An 18,654-nucleotide genomic window follows, 5' to 3' on the forward strand; every position below is an offset into this window, starting at 1 on the left:
TAACAATAGGTTAAGAAACGTGGTTGATCTGTTTTTTTACGGCACACTTCGCTATGTGCCCCTGCTGGAACTTGTGCTGGGGCGCAGCGGCGCTGGGCTGGATTGCGCGATTGCCACCCTGGCGGACCATGCCATCTATGGGGTTCAGGATCAGATTTTCCCGATGATCGCCCAGGCCGAGGGCGAGACGGCCACCGGACTTTTGGTGCGCGGCCTAAGCAAAGCGGATCTGGCAGCCCTGGACTATTATGAAGGCGGCTTTGACTACGCATTGGAGCCGATAACCGTCAGGCTCAGCGAGGGAGAAAGCGCAGCGGCCCAGGTCTATTTCCCGGCGCCAGGGCAATGGCAGGCAGGGGGTCTGTGGGATCTGGAGGCCTGGATCGCCGCAGCCGGGGCCTTGACGCTGCGGGCTGCGGAGGAAGTCATGTCCTATCAGGGGCGTGTCTCTGCCGAAGATATGCGCAAGTCGTTCCCTTCGATCCGTCGTCGCGCTGCGGCCTGGCTGACTGCGCAGTCCCGATCCGAGGACCCCGCGCATGATCTAGCACGTGATGTCGCGATCAAGGCGCACAAGCGGGCCTATGTGAACTTCTTTGCCATGGAGGAGATGGATCTAAGCTTCCGTCGCTATGACGGCAGCATGAGCCCGGTGGTCAATCGCGGTGTGGCGCTCGTGGGGCGGGCTTCTGTGGTTCTGCCCTATGATCCGCAGCGAGACGAGGTGCTCTTGGTGGAACAATTCCGGGCGGCGACCTTTATTGCTGGTGAAAAACGCCCTTGGATGTGGGAGCCCGTGGCCGGATTGATTGATCCGGGTGAGAGCCCTGAACAAGCGGCGCGTCGCGAAGCGATGGAGGAGGCCGGGGTGACGATTTCCAGGTTGGAAGAGGTCAGTCAGGGCTATCCTTATAGTGGATCATCCGGTGAATTTATTTATATTTTTGTAGGGGTTGCGGACCTAGGTGATATTCGTGGCGGCGGTGGTGTCGCGGGCGAGAACGAGGATCTGCGTAGCGAAATTCTGAGCTTTGATGCCCTGATGCAGGGGATTGACGAACATCGCTATCAGGACATGCCGCTGATCACTGCAGCGCTTTGGCTGGCCCGGCATCGGGAACGTCTGCGCTCACAGCTGCGCTAACCGCAGCTTCCCACCTTGTAGAGGTCTCTCCCCTTGGTTACATCTTGGGGGAATGATCGAAAGGGATACCATGCGCATTGCACGCGATCTGGCCGACGCCATTGGCCACACTCCTCTGATCCGTCTGAACCGCGTCAGCGATGAGACCGGATGTGAAATTCTGGGCAAGGCCGAGTTCATGAACCCCGGTCAATCGGTCAAGGACCGTGCAGCGCTCTATATCATCAAGGATGCGATTGCGCGGGGAGATCTGAAGCCCGGCGGCACAATCGTCGAAGGCACTGCCGGAAATACCGGGATTGGTCTCGCCCTGGTGGGGGCGTCGATGGGGTTCAAAACCGTTATCGTGATTCCGGAAACCCAATCGGAAGAAAAGAAGGATATGCTGCGTTTGGCCGGGGCTCAATTGGTCCAGGTTCCTGCAGCTCCCTATCGAAATCCGAACAATTTTGTACGCTATTCCGAGCGTCTTGCGAATGAACTTGCCAAAACCGAACCAAATGGCGCAATTTGGGCCAATCAGTTCGACAATATCGCAAACCGCCAGGCCCATGTGGAAACCACCGGCCCGGAGATCTGGGAACAGACCGGTGGCAAGGTCGATGGCTTTACCTGCGCGGTTGGGTCCGGTGGTACTCTGGCGGGGGTGGCCGAAGCTTTGCAACCAAAGGGCGTCAAGATTGCTTTGGCCGATCCGATGGGGGCAGGGCTCTTTTCCTATTACACCACTGGCGAAATCGCCATGGAGGGCTCTTCCATTGCCGAAGGCATCGGCCAGGTGCGTATCACCAAGAACCTGGAAGGGCTCAAGCCTGACTTTAACTACCAGATTTCGGATGGCGAGGCGCTGCCCTATGTCTTTGATCTTCTGCATGACGAAGGCCTGGTGCTGGGCGGTTCTTCGGCGATCAATATCGCAGGGGCCGTGCGCATGGCCAAGGAGATGGGATCAGGCAATACCATCGTGACAGTCCTGTGTGACTATGGCACGCGCTATCAGTCGAAACTGTTTAATCCTGATTTCCTGCGGGAAAAAGACCTGCCGGTGCCTGACTGGATGACCCATACGCCCGCTTCCATTCCGGGCGTTTTTGAGGACGTATGACCTCCGCGTTCAGGCAGGATGCCAGTTTTCGACCCGAGGCCGCAGCGCTGTGGCCTCGGGCGGCTCGTATTCGCCTGATCGCGGCCCTGTCTCTATGGGGGCTCCTGGCTGCGCTGGCAGGGCTGGCGTTGCCGACCAAGATCAGGGCGCAGGAGGCCACTGTTCAGCAAAGCTATCTGGACGATTGGCACAGCACGGCGCTGCGGGCCGAGCAGGCCATCGACAGCAATCGTGCCTCCAGCGCGGCCTTTGAGCAGCTGCGCCAGGACCTGACGGAGTTCCGCCAGGAGTTTCAGGCCGAAAAAAGCAAGAACCAGCAGCGGATCAATACCCTACAGGGGCAGATTTCGGCTCTTGGTGCGGCCCCTGTAGATGGGGCGACAGAGCCGGCTGACATTGCCCAGCTGCGCAATCACCTGACCCTACAGCTCAACCAGTTGAAAGTGCCGCGTATCATCGCGGAAGAGGCCTTTAGCAGGGCCAATGGTCTGATTGGCGAAGTCGATAGCATCATTCGCGAACGGCGCACAAAATACCTGTTGCAACGCGCGCCCTCTCCGTTGAACCCGGCTCTCTGGCCGGATGCCTTTGCTGCCCTATCCTGGGCCGGGCGAACTGTTTGGTTGGAAACCAAAACGAAGATCGCCAGCGATACCACGGTCGAAAGAATCTGGGGCAGCCTTCCCGAGATCTTGGTCCTGGTTGTTCTGGGCAGTTTTTTGCTGCTACGTGGCCGCCCTCTGGCGCGAAGGCTGGGGGACCACCTGCGGGGGCTTGGGGCGCGGGGCACTGGCGTCTGGGCCTTTATTGTCTCTTTGTTGCAGGTTGCTCTGCCGCTGCTTGGTATCCTGTTGCTGACCACCGCCTTGGATGTTGCCGGGATTCTGGGGGTGCGCGGCACCCTAATGCTGGACCATTTGCCGACCTGGACGTTCATTTTGTTCTCCTTTCACTGGCTTGGGGAACAGCTGTTTAAAACCAACCGAGAAGTCAGCCTGATGCCCGTGATGGTGCAGCGTCGCGGCGAAGCCCGTCTGATGATTGACCTTTGGGCGGTCATTCTGGTGTGCCAGGATATTTTGAGCCAGCTCTACCAACTGGAAGATACCGCGCTGGAGACCCAGGCGGTGCTGAGCTTTCCACTGATCCTTGCGGCGGCTCTGGTTCTGTATCGGTTGAACCGGCTTGGCGTGGCGCGGGGCGGTTTAGCGCAGGTGGGGCTGACAAAGAGTGCTGCAGAGGCTGAGGACCAGGAGCCCGAGCAGGAGAGGCGCATTGCGATCGGCGCCAACCGGTTGTTTGAAGTGGTGCGGCGCGGTGCCTTTTTCCTAGGCTACGTGGCGCCACTTCTTGCGGCGGTTGGATACATCAACGCAGCCGAAGCACTGATTTACCCCGCTGTCATGACATTGCTGCTGCTGGCGGCGCTTTTTGTCGTGCAGCGCTTCGCCGGTGATCTCTTCGGATTTGTGACCGGGCGCGGAGAGGCGGCGCGGGAGTCCCTGGTGCTGGTGGGGGTTGGCTTCCTGCTGTCCCTGCTTGCGCTGCCGCTTCTGGCGCTGATCTGGGGTGCACGCGTGGCGGATCTGACCGAGCTATGGTCAAAATTTCTGGCGGGCTTTCAGATTGGCGAGACTCAGATCTCGCCGGTTGCTTTCCTCAGTTTTGTGGTGATCTTTGCCATTGGCTATGGCTTGACCCGGGTTGTGCAGAGCACCCTCCGCACCTCTTTCCTGCCAAAGACCAAGATTGACCCTGGTGGGCAGAATGCCATCGTATCGGGTCTGGGCTATGTCGGCGTGTTTCTGGCGGCGCTGGTGGCCATCTCTATGGCGGGTCTTGATCTGTCCTCCCTGGCGATTGTCGCGGGGGCGCTGTCGGTTGGGATTGGTTTTGGCTTGCAAACGATCGTGTCGAACTTTGTTTCCGGGATTATCCTGCTGGTCGAGCGGCCGATTTCCAAAGGCGACTGGATCGAAGTGGGCGGGCTGATGGGCTATGTCCGCGATATCTCGGTGCGCTCCACCCGGATCGAGACATTCGACCGCAGTGATGTCATCGTGCCCAATTCGGATCTGATCACCGGCACGGTCACCAACTATACCCGCGGCAATACGGTTGGACGTGTCATTGTGCCCGTCGGCGTGGCCTATGGCACTGATCCGCGTCGGGTGGAGGCGATCCTGCATGAGATCGCTCAATCCCATCCTATGGTGCTGCTGAAACCTGCGCCCAGCGTGATCTTTCAGGGCTTTGGCGCTGACAGTCTCGACTTTGAAATCCGCGCGATCCTGCGCGATGTGAATTGGGTTTTGTCGGTGAAATCCGATCTGAATTATGAGATCGCAGCGCGCTTTGCCGCCGAAGAGATCGAAATTCCCTTTGCTCAGCGGGATCTCTGGATCCGCAATCCCGAAGCTCTGGCGGCTGGAAGACAAAAGGGGGCAGTAGATGCTCAGGCCGGGGCAAAACCGGCGGCGGCGGAAAGCATCCGCCCGGATCTAAATGATCTGCAAAGTGATGACCCGGAAGGCGAGGCTGACGCGGACCGCTGAGGGCGCATTGGCAGCAGCTGTCAGCAGGACATCCGTGGTTGGAGATTTGTTTTCTAGGCTGCGGATCCCCCCAAGCTAAGGCGTCACAAACAGCTGCGGCAAGGGCGAAAAATGCTTCGCATCTGATTGATTGAAAAAGGTTTTGAAAAAGGTGAGATTTTTGTCAGAACGGGCCTTGCAATTCCCTTTCTGATCGGTCAAAAGTCCGCCCAACGGAGAGGTGGCCGAGTGGTCGAAGGCGCACGCCTGGAAAGTGTGTAGGCGGGAGACCGTCTCCAGGGTTCGAATCCCTGTCTCTCCGCCATATACCCTTAGAAAAGAACTTTCGGATAGCGCAGCGATTGTATGTGTGATGTCCAGTTGTAGTTGACGGCCCTTTGCTACGGCGGGGGGCCTGCAATAGGGGCCCAGAGCGACCGGGTTTTTGCAGATTACATTTCTTTTCCTGACTTGCCCATCTGCTGCTGTCTCCAGTGTGGCGACCGGCGCATTTCCTGGTTGTTCTACCTTTCTTGGTTAAGGAATGCCGCGCCAAAGCTTTAGCGTGGTTGGGGCGATTCTCTTGGGCCATGTTGTGCCAGTAGAAACAATCCGGCGCATTTCGCCATATTGATCCCGCTGCCTTTGGAGGTTTCAGCCTAAACCTGTGCGGATCTAGCAGAGCTTTCCTGGGCTGCAGGCGCTCTGGCTGTTGCCACTTTGGAAACAAGGAAACCAGCAGGGGGTCAATATTGTTTCCAAGTTTGCGGGCTATCCTTTGGCACTGGAAAAATTGCGTTCATATTGTGAACAATCAGCGAAAAATGCCTGTCTTTAAAGGGGGAAAGACCGCGGGGCAGCAGGGCTTTGATCCGGTTTCCTTAAACTTTCAATTAGTTTTTTCGCTTTGTTGAGCTATCTGCATCAGGTATTCGTTAACTTGCCCTTGGGGGGTAACACATTCTCTGGTCTGTCTGGAGACGGTTTGGCGCAGCTGCCTGATATCTGCGCAACGTGAGCTGCTCTTACGTTTCATCCGCGTCTCTGTTTGATCCGACCTGTCCGACTTTTGTCGTAACGTGTGCAGATGTGCCGTTGCTGATGCAAGACGTGCGACCTGCGGGACAGTGTTTTTCCTCCTTTGGCGATTGAGATTTGGTTTTGCTTTTGCGCTGAGGCATTTGCAGAGATCTGACAATTCGGTTTTGGGCGCTTCTTTCTATGGGGCGGATTGAACGGCCCTAGGCCGATGAGGAGAACGAAATGGCTGACAATTTTGACAACCCGTATTCGGCCAACCTGATTGGTCTTTGGGATTTCCGCGATGGGTATACCCAAGATGACAGCGGACTTGGCGATGGTATTGCTCAGGATGGTGTTGGATCCGGCGGCGCCTCTTATGCTGGCGGTTGGATGCTGGGCAATGGTGACGGCAGCCAGTTCACCGTGGCAGGCGACAATGATGATCCCTTTGATCTCGCCACTGGCACGCTCATTACCTCTTTCAAGGCCAACTCATATCCGGGGGTCGGCGATCAGACCGTTGTCAGCCGTGGTCTGGAGGCGGAAGATGATTCAGATGGCGAGAATTTTGTGGTCCGCGTCACCGAAGATGGGGTGGTGCAGCTGACCCATGCCGATGGCGGCAATGAAGTGGCCTTTGAGACCGGTACTGGGTTCTTCAGCGCCGGTGATGTGGTCACCGTCTCCTACGGCTGGAGCCCGGGCGGTGTCACGCTTGTGGTTGAGAACACAACTCAGGGCACCTCTTACACCACTGGCGACGATGTTGTTGGCATGACCATGGATGTGGCGGCTGATGGCGAAGACAGCTTTGTCATTGGTGCTGATGGCGATGGAGGCAACGCCTTTGATGGCGGCATCGACTATGTTGCCGTGCTGGACGCCAATGTTGTCGAAGTGAATGGTGGTGGTCTGGACGGGATCGTCGAAGGCACGGCTGGAGATGATCTGATCGACACCTCTTATCTGGGCGATCCAGAAGGTGACCGCATCGACAATGATGATGCAATCAACCCGGCAGATGGCGAAGATGATGACCTGGTCAACGCCGGCACGGGCGATGATACAGTGCTCGCCGGTGAAGGCGACGATACCGTACATGGCGGCGGCGGTGCTGACAGCCTGGCAGGTGGCATTGGCGATGATGTGCTCTCCGGTGACACGGATGTGCCCGGCGTTGGCGGTGGTGGTACCCGTGAGGTGTTCCAATGGGACGTCGCACCCGATCCCGATGGTGGCGATCCTGTAGATGCAGGCGACGATCTGAGCGGTGGATTCTCGCAGGACACCGGCTCTGTTACCGTTGATTTTTCGGTTTCCAGCAGCTCGGGCGATACGGCCACTGAATTCTCCGACGTGCCCCAGTTTGTTGGCAATATCAACACCGGTGGCATCGCGGCGGATCCGACAAGCGGGTTGAATGCCGATGTCAGCTCTGATGGCAGCTCTGCCGATTACCAGTTAGATTTTTCGGACCCGGTTGGCGATGTCTCTTTCCGAGTGAGCGACATTGACGCCGACAGCGCGGTGACCATCACCGCCTTTGACGCGGCCGGAAATCCGGTTGTGGTGAACCTGGCTGGTGGCCCAGGCCTGACCATGGAAGACACCGATGCGGTGTCGGGCTATGATACGGCCTCGGCGCGGGAAGACGACATCTTTACCAGCGATGACAATCCTGACACCTCGATGTTGGTGACAATTCCCGGCCCGGTGTCGTCGATTGTGATTACCCATACGCAGGATGGCGCAATTAACAGCAGCGTCATTGTCAGCGATGTTTTCTTTGACGCATTGGGCACTCCGGTAACCAGCATCCCTGGGGACGACACCATTGATGGTGGCGAAGGGGACGACATCATTGATGGTGGCGATGGCGAGGACTCGCTGATCGGTGGCGGAGGTGATGACACCATCGAAGGCGGGGACGGAGACGATACTATTGACGGTGGTGATGGCTCTGACAGTGTCGAAGGCGGCGAGGGTGATGATGTCATCGATACCTCCTCGGATGCTGCGGTGCCGCTGCCCGATCGCGGCTTCCCCGGATATGATGGAACCACACCCTCCATTCCAGCGGTGCCTGCAGATGCAGATCCGTTGGATGACCGGGACACCGTGGATGGCGGGGCGGGCAATGATGTCATTCTCACCGGCGACGACAACGATCTGATCACTGGTGGTGCCGGGTCGGATACCATCGATGGCGGCATCGATGACGATACCATCGACGGCGGTACTGAGGACGATGTGATCACTGGGGGTGAGGGCTCTGACAGCCTGATGGGCGGCGAAGGTGCCGATACCATCTATGGCGGTCTGGATCCAATCTTCCCGGATGGGCTCAACATCACCGACGATGGTTCGGACGGTCGCCCGGTGGATCCAGATCCAACCAATGGTATGGACACCATCGACGGCGGCGCCGGCGACGATGTGATCTATGGTCAGGATGACGACGATCTGCTGTCGGGTGGCAGTGGCAATGACATGATCGATGCGGGCATCGATGACGATACCGTAACGGGCGGCGAGGGCGACGACACGCTTCTGGGTGGCCAAGGCGATGATGAGCTCGACGGCGGCGCAGGCCTGGATGAGATCGACCTGGGCGCAGGCGATGGCACCGATTTTGCTCTGGGCGGAACGGGGTCCGACACCATCACCGGGATCAGCCAGAATGATACCGTCTATGGCGGCGAAGATGACGACGACAGCGATATTGACGTGCTGGATCTGCGCGGCGTTGCTGAGGAACAGAACCCTGGCGGGACCCTTGAAGTCGAATATGACAGCACCAATCCGGAGAACGGGACTGTTACCTTCCTGGACTCCACTGGGGCGGTCACTGGCACGGCTGATTTCTTCGAAATCGAAAACGTCATCGTGCCCTGCTTTACGCCTGGGACGCTGATTGCCACACCCGAGGGGGAGCGCCGCGTCGAAGATCTGGCTGTTGGCGATCGGATCATCACCCGTGACAATGGTATCCAGTCGATCCGCTGGTTGGGCAAACGCAGCCTGGCCACGGCAGATCTGAAGGCCGCAGAACACCTGCAGCCGATCCTGATCCGCGAAGGCGCCCTGGGCAATGGTCTGCCCGAACGTGACATGATGGTCAGCCCCAATCACCGGGTGCTGGTGGCCAATGACAAGACCGCGCTCTATTTTGAAGATCGCGAAGTCCTGGTTGCCGCCAAACATCTGACTGGTCTGGCCGGAGTGGATGCTGTGGAGACCAGCTCGGTCACCTATATTCACTTTATGTTCGACCAACACGAGGTCGTGCTGTCGGATGGGGCCTGGACGGAAAGCTTTCAGCCCGGCGATCAGTCCCTGCGTGGCCTGGACAATGCACAGCGCAACGAGGTCTATGAGATCTTCCCTGAGCTGAAGAATGAGCAAGGCCGCGAAGCCTATAGCTCTGCCCGCCGGTCGCTGAAACGTCATGAGGCGCGCCTGCTGGTGCATTGATCCCGAGACCGGGTGAATGGCCGTTGTCATTTGTCATTAAGGGCGGCGATAGAATGAATAACAACCGGGCGGATCCCTAGCGGCTCCGCCCGGTTTTTGATTCCATAGGCGCTTTTTTGACTGTGACGTCAGGCAGGATTTAGACGTCAGGCAGGAGTTACTGGTTTGCGCGCCAACGCGCCCAGGCCTCAGGGGTGTCCAGGTCTGTCAGAGCTCTTTGGCCGGGCAGGGCAATCAGCTCTACCTCCTGATCCCGCAGCAGGATGCGGGCGCCCTGATCGCCGGTGATCTGGCTGAGTTCCGCGAAACAGCGTCGGGGGAAAAGGACGGGATGCCCTGGGGTGCCGTCGCTGGAGGTGGCGCGCAGAACCGGGCTGGCAGCCCCGCGAAAACGGTTTGCCAGGGTTGAAAAATCTTCTGTCTGCAGCTCTGGCATGTCACAGGGCAGGATCATCACAGCTTCTATGTTCTCTTCAAGGGCGCGAACCCCGGCCCGGATTGAAGCCGACATGCCTTCGGAGGCATCTGGTACTGCGACCACCCGGGCGGTGCCCGTGGCAGAAACTCTTGGGTGGTCGAGTGTGGGAACTGTTACATAGCAGGGCAACCCTGTCTGCGAAGCACGGCGGCAGATCAGATTTAGCAGGGGCATTCCCTGGACCGGTTCCATCAGCTTATCACGTCCTTTCATGCGCGAAGACGCGCCGGCCGCGAGGAGAAGTATTGCCATGTTGCTCATGAAAGGCTCCCGCGTCGAGAATTGGAGAAGGTAGATGCCTCCGGCGGGAATATTTTGGGAAAGATGATAGGGGAAGGCCAGTGAAAAACGGCGGCGATAGCAAAAGGCTGACTTGTTTAAGAAAGGGCAACGCCCCAAACAGGAGTGGGGCGTTGAAAATACCGGGAGGGGTTAGCCGCGCATGCGGGTGCCCTCGGCGTCAAACAGGGGCTCTGTGATCAGTCGCGCCTTATGCATCTCACCGAGGATCTCGATCTCGACCTCCAACCCTGGCTGGGCCTTCTGAGTGGGAACAAAGCCAAGGGCGATGGATTTCTGCGCATGGTGGGAGTAGCCGCCTGAGGTGCAGAAGCCGACGACCTCTCCGTTGATCGAAATGGGCTCATAGGCGACCACATCGGCATCTGTTGCCGCGACTTCAAAGGCGCAGAGTTTACGGGCTGTGCCCTGTGCGCGCTCAGCCTCTGCAGCGGATCGACCAATGAAATTGGTGTTTTTCTTGAAGGAGATAAATCGGTCCAGGCCGGTTTCTGCCGCGGTGTAATCTGGCGAGAACTCGTTCATCCAGGAGCCAAAGAACTTATCCAGTCGCAGCGACATCATCGCCCGCATGCCAAAGGGCATCATGCCATGGGGCTGGCCCGCCTGCCACAAAGTATCCCACAGCGCGCGCTGGCTGGGCAGGTCGCAGTAGATCTCATAACCAAGATCTCCAGTGTAGCTCACCCGTTGTACCAGGCAATCGACCATGCCCACGGTCATGCGTCGCACATCCATAAACCGCATCTGAGAGACATCTTGGAGGGTGCAGGCCTGCAAGACCTCTGCGGCCCTGGGGCCGGCAATCTGGAAGCCATTCAGCCTGTCGGAGATATTCTCGATCCCCACCCCGGGGTTCTGGTGCTGAAGGAACCAGCGCATATGGTAGGCCTGAGCTCCGTAAGAGGCGGTGAGCTGAAACTCTTCCTCGCTGAGGCAGGAGACGGTGAAGTCGCCAATCAGGCGGCCTTTGGGCGAGAGCATCGGTGTGAGGCTGATCCGTCCTGGCTGAGGGATCCGACCTGCCATGATACGGTCCAGCCAGGCGCGCGCCCCTGCGCCTGTGATCCGGTATTTGCCAAAATTATGCACCTCGTTGATACCAACCCCGTTGCGGACCGCTTGGACTTCGCGGGCGGTGGCTTCAAAGGCGTTGGAGCGGCGGAAGGAGGGGGTCTCGTAGCGCGGCTCATCTCCTTTGGCAAAATAGTTTGGCACCTCCAGCCCATATTGTTGGCCCCAAACAGCGCCCATTTTGTCAAAAACATCATACATCGGTGTGGTGCGGAAGGGGCGCGCGGCGGGGAGTTCTTCGTTGGGGTAGGAGACCGAGAAGCGCGTCTGGTAGTTTTCGATGACCTTGGGCAGGGTATAGCCGGGGGTGATCCAATCGCCGTAGCGGGCGCAGTCCAGCGCCATGGTGTCGCGCTCAGGCTCGCCCTCAATCATCCATTGCGCCAGCATCAGGCCCACGCCGCCGCCCTGGCTGAAGCCCGCCATAACGCCGCAGGCGGACCAATAGTTGCGCATCCCCGGAACGGGCCCTACCAGCGGGTTGCCATCGGGGGCAAAGGTGAAGGGACCATGGATCACCGATTTCACCCCTGCGGCCTCCAGGGCGGGGAAGCGTTTGTAAGCAAAATCAATGGAGTCTTCGATCTTGTCAAAGTCGTCGCCCAGAAGCTCATGGCCAAAATCCCAGGGCGTGCCTTTGACCGCCCAGGGTTTGCAGGGCTGCTCATAAAAGCCGATGCAGAGCCCACGTCCCTCTTGGCGCAGGTAGCTTTCGCCCGCCGGATCCATCACATGCGGATGCTCGCCGCCTGCGTCGATGATTTCGGCAATCATCGGCACCTCATCGGTGACGATGTACTGGTGCTCCATCGGATGCAGAGGGAAATAGATCCCGGCCATCGCACCAACTTCGCGCGCCCAGAGCCCGCCGGCATTGACGATATGTTCAGCGTGGATAGTGCCCTTATTTGTCACAACATCCCAACTGCCATCGGGGCGCTGGTTGGTCTCAAGCACCTTGGTGTGGGTCTCAATCGTGGCGCCCCCCAAGCGGGCCGCCTTTGCATAGGCGTGGGTGGTGCCGGAGGGGTCCAGATGACCATCCAGCGGATCGTATAGCCCGCCGACAATGCCGTCGATATTGGTCACTGGCGCGATCTTCTTGATCTCTTCGGGGGAGACGATTTCGGTCTCCAGCCCCATGAAACGGTGCTTGGCGCGCTCCGCCTTGAGCATGTCAAAGCGTTCCTTGTTGTCGGCCAGAGTGACGCCACCGACATGGTGCAGCCCGCAGGACATGCCGGTGATCTCTTCCAGCTCGCGGTAGAGCTTGATGGTATAGCCCTGCAGCGCCGCCATATTGGTGTCGCCGTTGAGGGTATGGAACCCGCCGGCTGCGTGCCAGGTGGAGCCGGAAGTGAGCTCGGAGCGCTCCAACAACATCACATCAGACCAGCCGAGCTTGGTCAGGTGGTAAAGGACCGAACAGCCGACGACACCGCCGCCGATCACGGCCACACGGGTTGTGGTCTTCATGAGGCTTCTCCCTGAATGCGTTTTCTTTATTCTGGACAGAAGTGAACAGTAGTCCAGTGAAAAAGCGACATTGGCCGTCGCCTTCTGGCATTTGACGGCTGCAATCTGCGGATTGTCGGGCGGTTTTTGCCCGAAAGCTGGCTAGTCGGCGCTGCGCAACGGGCTGATCTGGACCAGGAGGATCGTTACAAGTGGCAGGGCCAGTTTCAGCACGGCGACAGTGATCAATAGAGCCCCAAGGGAGCTGTAGTCGGCAGGGGTGGTGACTTGGCCACTGGCATCCGTGACTTCGCGGGTGACGACAAAGACCTGGTTGAGGTATTTTGTTCCCAGGCTGGAGGCGGAAAGCGCCAGATTGGTAAAGGAGGCCATGACCGCAAAGAAAGTGGCTTTGAGGTTGTTGGGCGCATTGCGAGCGATCCAGGCCAGCATGGGGATCATCGCGACCTGGCCAAGGGGGGATTCCACTGCCGTATCCACCAGGGCAATAAAGCGTGCATCCACCAGCCCCCCTGTCAGCGGCGCTGTCCAGTTGTGCAAACCGTAGTAAAGTCCGATGTTGGGCAGGCTGAGCAGGGCTTCGGTCAGGGCCAAGAAGGTGATGATCCAAGCGATGGTGTTATTGGCTATCAGCGGGCGCAGCACGACCATGCCCAACAGCGTGAGCAGAGAGGAAATTAGCGACAGCACCGACAGGAACTGCTGATCAAACCCTAGCGCGTCGATTTCAAACCAGGTGGCAGCAGCGCCATTCAATGGGGTTGCGCGATAGGTAAAGATGATGATGGCGGTGCCGATCAGCGCACGGGCCTGCTCTTTGGTCAGGGATTTGATCAGCTGCCGCATCAGCATCACCACGATGAGCATGGAGCCGCCAAAGACAAGCTCTTGCGCCTGGGCCATATCGCTGAGCCCGACGCTGAGTGAGAGCGCCACAAAAGCACCGCCGCCGATGAAATACCACCAGTTCACCCTCACCGGATCCCGGGGAGGGGTCAGGCGCTGTTGAATCTCGACAGGGCTGAGCCCCCTCCGGCGCAGGCTGTTGCCCATCTGCAGGCGTTGCAGCAGAGCTACGGCAATCCCGGTGAGCGAAAGTAGGGGCACCATCAAGGCCAACAGGTAGACATAGGCATAAAGCGCGCCTTTCTCCGGCTGGGCCAGGGCCTCGGCCCCCTCAAACAACCAGACATTCAGCGCAGCTGCGGTGCTGAAGCCGCCAATCAGAGTGATCCGCCCCAGTGTCTGCATGGTGGTGTGCATGGTGCGGTTTTCAGCGTCGCTATGGGCACTGCCATCTGGCTTGACGTGCGGAATGGCCTCGACCGACATGGCATCCGCCACCACATCCTGCAGCACAAACCCGCAGGGGGCCAGCAGTGCGGCGGTCACATACCAGCTGTTGGCTGGCATGATCTGCACCATCATATCAGGCTGGATCAACAGGCCAGCCACGATCCCATAGCTTGCGGCCATCAGCGCGGCCCCCAATAGGATCAGCAGATACTTCCACCGCCAGATCAGATCGACCAGATGTCCCAGAGGCATTTTCAGCGCCCAGGGAAGGCCGACCCAAAAGGCAAGCCCGGCGAGAAAGGCGGCCTCAAGATCCAGGTATTCCTTCACAAAGAAGGTGCCCACTACCGAGGTAATGCCCTGAACCCCGTAGGCAAAATAGATTAGAAGCGGCGGCAGGAAGCTCCAGCGCAGCTGCCGCAACAGGTCCAGAACGATCTGGTCGAACCATGCATAGGCACGGCTCATGTCAGGGGGCGGATTTTGAAAGAGGTGATGCGGTTGCCTTCACGGGCAGTCACCTCAAAGCGGAACCCATGGAAAGAGAAAACCTGACCCGTGGTTGGGATCATCTGGGCCTCATGGATGACCAGCCCGGCAATGGTATTGGCCTCTTCATCGGGGAGGTTCCAGTCGGTGGCGCGATTCAGATCCCGAATGGTGGTGGCGCCTTCAACGGCATAGTTTCCGTCCGAATCCTTTTTGACCAGGGATTGTTCGGCGGGGTCAAACTCATCGGTGATTTCACCAACAATTTCCTCCAGGATGTCTTCCAGCGTGATCAGCCCCTGCAGCGCTCCGTATTCATCCACCACCAGAGCAAAATGGCTGCGCATCCGTAGGAACTGGCGCATCTGGTCATCCAGCGTGGTGGTTTCCGGTACAAAGTAGGGCGGCTTGGCCACCGTGGTGATCTCAAACTTGGCCAGGGCGCTGGCATCGCCTTCGGGACCGCCGATCTGCGCATACATTTCGCGCAGCAGATCCTTGGCATGGACAATGCCGATGATGTTTTCGGGCTCATCCTTGAAGACCGGCAGGCGGGTATGGGGCGAGGTCAGGCATTGCTCTAGAATATCCGCAGGCGCGGCATCGGCGTCGATCATCTGGATATGAGAGCGGTGCAACATGATCTCTTCGACAAAACGATCCGACAGGTCCAGCGCGCCGAGAATACGGTCGCGGTCTTCTTTTTCCACCACGCCTTCGGAGTGACCCAGATGGAGCGCACCAGCGATCTCTTCGCGCATCGCCATGATGTGGCTGTCGGGGTCGATCTTGACCCCAAAGAGACGCAGGATGCCGCGCACCAGAAAGCGCACAGCAGCCACGATCGGGGCCAGAATGGTCACCAGAACGCCAATAATCGGGGCCACCGCCGAGGCGGCTTTCTCGGCATTGGAAATGGCATAGGTCTTTGGCAGAACTTCAGCAAAGATCAGCACCAGCAGGGTCATGACCAGAGTGGCAAATGCGACACCGCCCTCGCCAAAGGTGCGGGTCAACAGCGCGGTGGCCAGCGAGGTGGCGAGAATATTCACCAGGTTGTTGCCCAGCAGGACCGAGCCGATCAGCCGCTCGCTGTCTTCGGTCACATCCAGCGCACGCTGCGCGCCGCGCGATCCTTTGTCGGCCTGGGTGCGCAGCTTGCCGCGCGAGGCCGCCGTCAGCGCCGTTTCGGAGCCGGAGAAAAAGGCAGAAAGGACCAGGAGCAGCAAAATTGCCCCTGCCGAAATCCAGAAGGCGCTGTCCATAATGGTTTGAGCGGTATCCATGCTAGGTCCAAGTTCAGTTTGTGTTGTTATAGGTTATGGGCTGCGAGGTGCCGCCAGACAAGAGTGGTTGCGCGCAGGATCCGCGATAGGGGGGGCGACGGGGCTCTAGTCGGCTTTGCCTGGGTCGTCCTTTTTCAGGCTCTGGCGGGCCTCTCCGGGGCGGGACAACGGGTGGTGCTCGAGCACCAGTTCGCTGAGGCGGGCATCCAGCACATGGGTGTAGATCTCTGTTGTGGCAATATCGGCATGCCCCAGCAGCGCCTGAATGGCGCGCAGATCGGCCCCATTGGCCAGCAAATGGGTAGCAAAGGCATGGCGTAGGGTATGCGGTGTCACCTTGCTGGGATCCACGCCTGCCTTTGCGGCCAGATCCTTGATCAGCAGATAGAACCAATGACGGGTTAGATGGCCGTCCTTGCCACGGGAAGGGAACAGGAATTTGGACCCCGTTTGGCCTTTGGCCTGCTGTGTCTCTTGGACTTCATCACGGATCTGCAACCAGACCCGCAGCGCTTCGCGGGCGGGCGGAGACAGTGGAACCATGCGTTCCTTACCGCCCTTGCCCAGAACCAGCAGCATATTGGGATCACCCCGCGCAGACCCAACCGGCAGCGACATCAGCTCGCTCACCCGCATGCCAGTGGCATAGAGCAGCTCCATCAGGCAGGTGTTGCGTAGCCGATCTGCCTGAGTGCGCCCGGTTTGGCGGGCTGCCTCAAGCAGACGGTCAACCTCGATCACCTCCAGGGTTTTTGGCAGGGTCTTGGCCCGGCCTGGTCCCTTGATCTGGATGGCGGGGTTCTCTGCCCGCCACCCTTCTTCAAAAGCAAATTGATAGAGCTGACGAATGGCTGATAGGCGACGGGCGCGGGTGGCACGGGACAGGCCCTCGGCGTCACAGCTGATGAGATAGGCCTCGATATCGGCCCGCGTCGCTGCCTCAAAGCCCGTGTTGCGATAGGCCAGCCAACCCGCAACATCTTTTAGATCCCGCCCATAGGCCAACAGGGTATTGCGCGCCGCCCCGGCTTCGGCAGCCTGCGCCTCCAGAAAGGTAGAGATCCATTGCAGATCATCGCGGGGGCCGGTCATTCAGCCACGCTCCAGCAACATCAATTGCAGGGTGGCCCGTCTGGCGGTGTCTTCCAGACCCACAGCGCGCAAGGCGGCCAGGGATTTGCTGAGATCGCCAAGATTGCCCTGCGCGCCCCGGGCAAACAGTTCCATAGTGCGCAATATGGCTTCCCCCAGCTGACCGTTGTCCAGCAGCCTGCGAATTTTTTCAGGCACTTCTGCGCCATCTTCAAAGCCCTGAACGATGGACTTCATCAACGGCGTGTAGCCCTGGAGCTGTACAGAGACTGCGGCCAGAGCACCGACGTCGGCGGTCTCAGCTCCACTCTCGGCCTGGGGCTCGGCGTCAGAGGTTGCCTCGCTTTGGTGCCCTTCCTTTGTATTGCTGCCAGGCGCGCCCGGTGTGCCCTGAGCCAGGGCGGCAAGAAAACCGTTTTCCAGGCTGTCGCTGGGAGGGTTATAGGAGGCAATCTCATAGCTGGGCGCCAAGAGCCGAATGCGCCAAGACAGCTCAGCTGCCGCACCGGACAGGTTAAAGCGGGCCAATTGGGCCGAAAACAGATCGGAAAATCCAATTTCAAGCCCCGCCTGCTGCATCGCCATCCAGACCGCAGGCAAGGCACTGGCCACCTCTGCGCTATTGGCGCTTTTTAGAGCCGCCTCAAAGTGTTGCAGGGCCGCGACGCGGTCCCAGATTCCGCCCGAGGCGGCTGGGCTGCGATCGGTATAGAGCCCCAGGAGTTGGTTGGGATTCAAGGCTCCGGCGCGGGTCAGGCGTTCGGCTGCTTCCAACTGGGCCTTCCAGCCTGCCACGTCACGCAGGTCGGCGGCGGCAAAGGCGCGGGGCAGCGGCGCGGTGGGCAGGCGCTCACCAATGGCTTCATACAGGCGGAAGGTCAAAGCATCGGGTTTGATGGGCAGGGGAAGCGGCGGCGCCAGTTCAAAAATGTCCGGGTTCAGGAACCGGTCGAGCAGATCAAGCTGCGCCTTTGGCAGCAGTTCGAGCGCATGGGCTGATTCGAGCATCAGAGCGGCGGTCGGCCAATCGCCTCGGCGGGCGTTACAAAAGATACGGGCGCGATAATCGGGCGCAAGATAGGGGGCCGCAATCAGGGCCGCACAGGCACGGTCTTCGTCACCGCTGAGCAACGTGGTGTAGAACCAACGGCCAAACCGGGCAGGGGTCATAGAGGGGCCGGCCTGTTCGATCAGAGCCTGGGCCGGATCCGAGGCCCCGAGCGTGATCAGCCGGTCCAGGCGGGCCAGTAGAATGACATCTCCCTTGGCTTTCAGCGGTCGGCTTTCAGACATGAGCAGCGTAAAGAGCAGCGATTGCATTGCCGGATTGCCCTGAACCGAGACAGAGCGGATGAGTTCGGCAATATCTGCCGGGTCGCTGCCGCGCCACAGATCTACCGGCAGACCGGTCACCGCGGGGGCAACCAGACCAATGGGGGGCAACAGGGCCTGCAGTGGCGTCACCGTGATCTGAGGGTGAGCCGCACTGCCGGTGACGGGCGGTTCCAGCAAAACGGTGCTGGGCAGAGCTGGCGCGCTGTCGGGTTGACCAAGCCAGTCAATGACCGTCAAAGGGGCCTGCGCCAGGCCAGGACTGGCGCATAGAGCGCTGAAAAGAAGGGCGGAAATGCCCGCCCGCAGGCTGGTCCTTTGGCCGCGTCTAATTTGCATCTAGCACAACCGGTTTTCGAATTTCCTGCAGGGGCATGCTGAAATCGGCGCCGAACCAGGGACCGATATAGGCATAGGCCACCAGCGCCAGCACTGCCAGAACTCCAAAGATAAGTAGATATTTGATCAATCGCACCATTGCGCACCCGCTGCCTGCTTCTTTGTATTTTGCTCAAGTTATATATGGCCTTTTTTGCAATATCACGTCATTC

At 59.1% G+C, this 18,654-nt stretch carries 11 protein-coding genes and 1 tRNA gene; 5 read left to right on the forward strand and 7 right to left on the reverse strand.

Annotated elements, in window-relative coordinates:
- Positions 1-19 precede the first annotated feature (19 nt).
- From AN476_RS10660 to AN476_RS10680, 5 genes are all read left to right on the forward strand, one after another.
- Complete coding sequence (locus AN476_RS10660) at positions 20-1,144, forward strand: NUDIX domain-containing protein (RefSeq protein WP_054461564.1); 1,125 nt, start codon at positions 20-22, stop codon at positions 1,142-1,144.
- A gap of 70 nt (positions 1,145-1,214) precedes the next feature.
- Complete coding sequence (locus AN476_RS10665) at positions 1,215-2,249, forward strand: cysteine synthase A (RefSeq protein ID WP_054461641.1); 1,035 nt, start codon at positions 1,215-1,217, stop codon at positions 2,247-2,249.
- Positions 2,246-4,804 carry a DUF3772 domain-containing protein gene (locus AN476_RS10670; protein WP_157063736.1) on the forward strand — a complete coding sequence of 853 codons (2,559 nt, stop codon included), beginning with the start codon at positions 2,246-2,248 and terminating at the stop codon, positions 4,802-4,804. The genes AN476_RS10665 and AN476_RS10670 overlap by 4 nt, the downstream gene beginning before the upstream one ends.
- Before the next feature lie 214 nt (positions 4,805-5,018).
- Positions 5,019-5,108, forward strand: a tRNA-Ser gene (locus AN476_RS10675).
- A 938-nt stretch (positions 5,109-6,046) separates the two neighbouring features.
- Positions 6,047-9,280 carry a Hint domain-containing protein gene (locus AN476_RS10680; RefSeq protein ID WP_054461565.1) on the forward strand — a complete coding sequence of 1,078 codons (3,234 nt, stop codon included), beginning with the start codon at positions 6,047-6,049 and terminating at the stop codon, positions 9,278-9,280.
- Between the two features lie 157 nt (positions 9,281-9,437).
- On the opposite strand, the gene AN476_RS10685 is transcribed toward AN476_RS10680, so the two are convergent.
- The 7 genes from AN476_RS10685 to AN476_RS23075 form a co-directional block, all read right to left on the reverse strand.
- Positions 9,438-10,019: an NTP transferase domain-containing protein gene (locus AN476_RS10685; protein ID WP_054461566.1), complete on the reverse strand. Its 582-nt coding sequence runs from the start codon at positions 10,017-10,019 to the stop codon at positions 9,438-9,440.
- A gap of 171 nt (positions 10,020-10,190) precedes the next feature.
- On the reverse strand, positions 10,191-12,608 hold the full coding sequence (locus AN476_RS10690) for an FAD-dependent oxidoreductase (RefSeq protein WP_054461567.1): 2,418 nt from the start codon (positions 12,606-12,608) through the stop codon (positions 10,191-10,193).
- A gap of 141 nt (positions 12,609-12,749) precedes the next feature.
- Positions 12,750-14,372 carry a hypothetical protein gene (locus AN476_RS10695; protein ID WP_054461568.1) on the reverse strand — a complete coding sequence of 541 codons (1,623 nt, stop codon included), beginning with the start codon at positions 14,370-14,372 and terminating at the stop codon, positions 12,750-12,752.
- Complete coding sequence (locus AN476_RS10700; protein WP_054461569.1) at positions 14,369-15,679, reverse strand: HlyC/CorC family transporter; 1,311 nt, start codon at positions 15,677-15,679, stop codon at positions 14,369-14,371. Before AN476_RS10700 ends, AN476_RS10695 begins: the two co-directional genes overlap by 4 nt.
- Before the next feature lie 105 nt (positions 15,680-15,784).
- Positions 15,785-16,771 (reverse strand): tyrosine recombinase, encoded by a 987-nt coding sequence (locus AN476_RS10705; protein WP_054461570.1) that lies wholly within the window; start codon positions 16,769-16,771, stop codon positions 15,785-15,787.
- The gene (locus AN476_RS10710) at positions 16,772-18,442 is read right to left on the reverse strand and encodes a hypothetical protein (protein ID WP_253279882.1); all 1,671 of its coding nucleotides are present in this window, start codon (positions 18,440-18,442) and stop codon (positions 16,772-16,774) included.
- Positions 18,432-18,581 carry a hypothetical protein gene (locus tag AN476_RS23075; RefSeq protein WP_172684819.1) on the reverse strand — a complete coding sequence of 50 codons (150 nt, stop codon included), beginning with the start codon at positions 18,579-18,581 and terminating at the stop codon, positions 18,432-18,434. The genes AN476_RS10710 and AN476_RS23075 overlap by 11 nt, the downstream gene beginning before the upstream one ends.
- Between the last annotated feature and the right edge of the window lie 73 nt (positions 18,582-18,654).

Source organism: Phaeobacter sp. 11ANDIMAR09 (genome assembly GCF_001294455.1).
Taxonomy (GTDB): domain Bacteria; phylum Pseudomonadota; class Alphaproteobacteria; order Rhodobacterales; family Rhodobacteraceae; genus Pseudophaeobacter.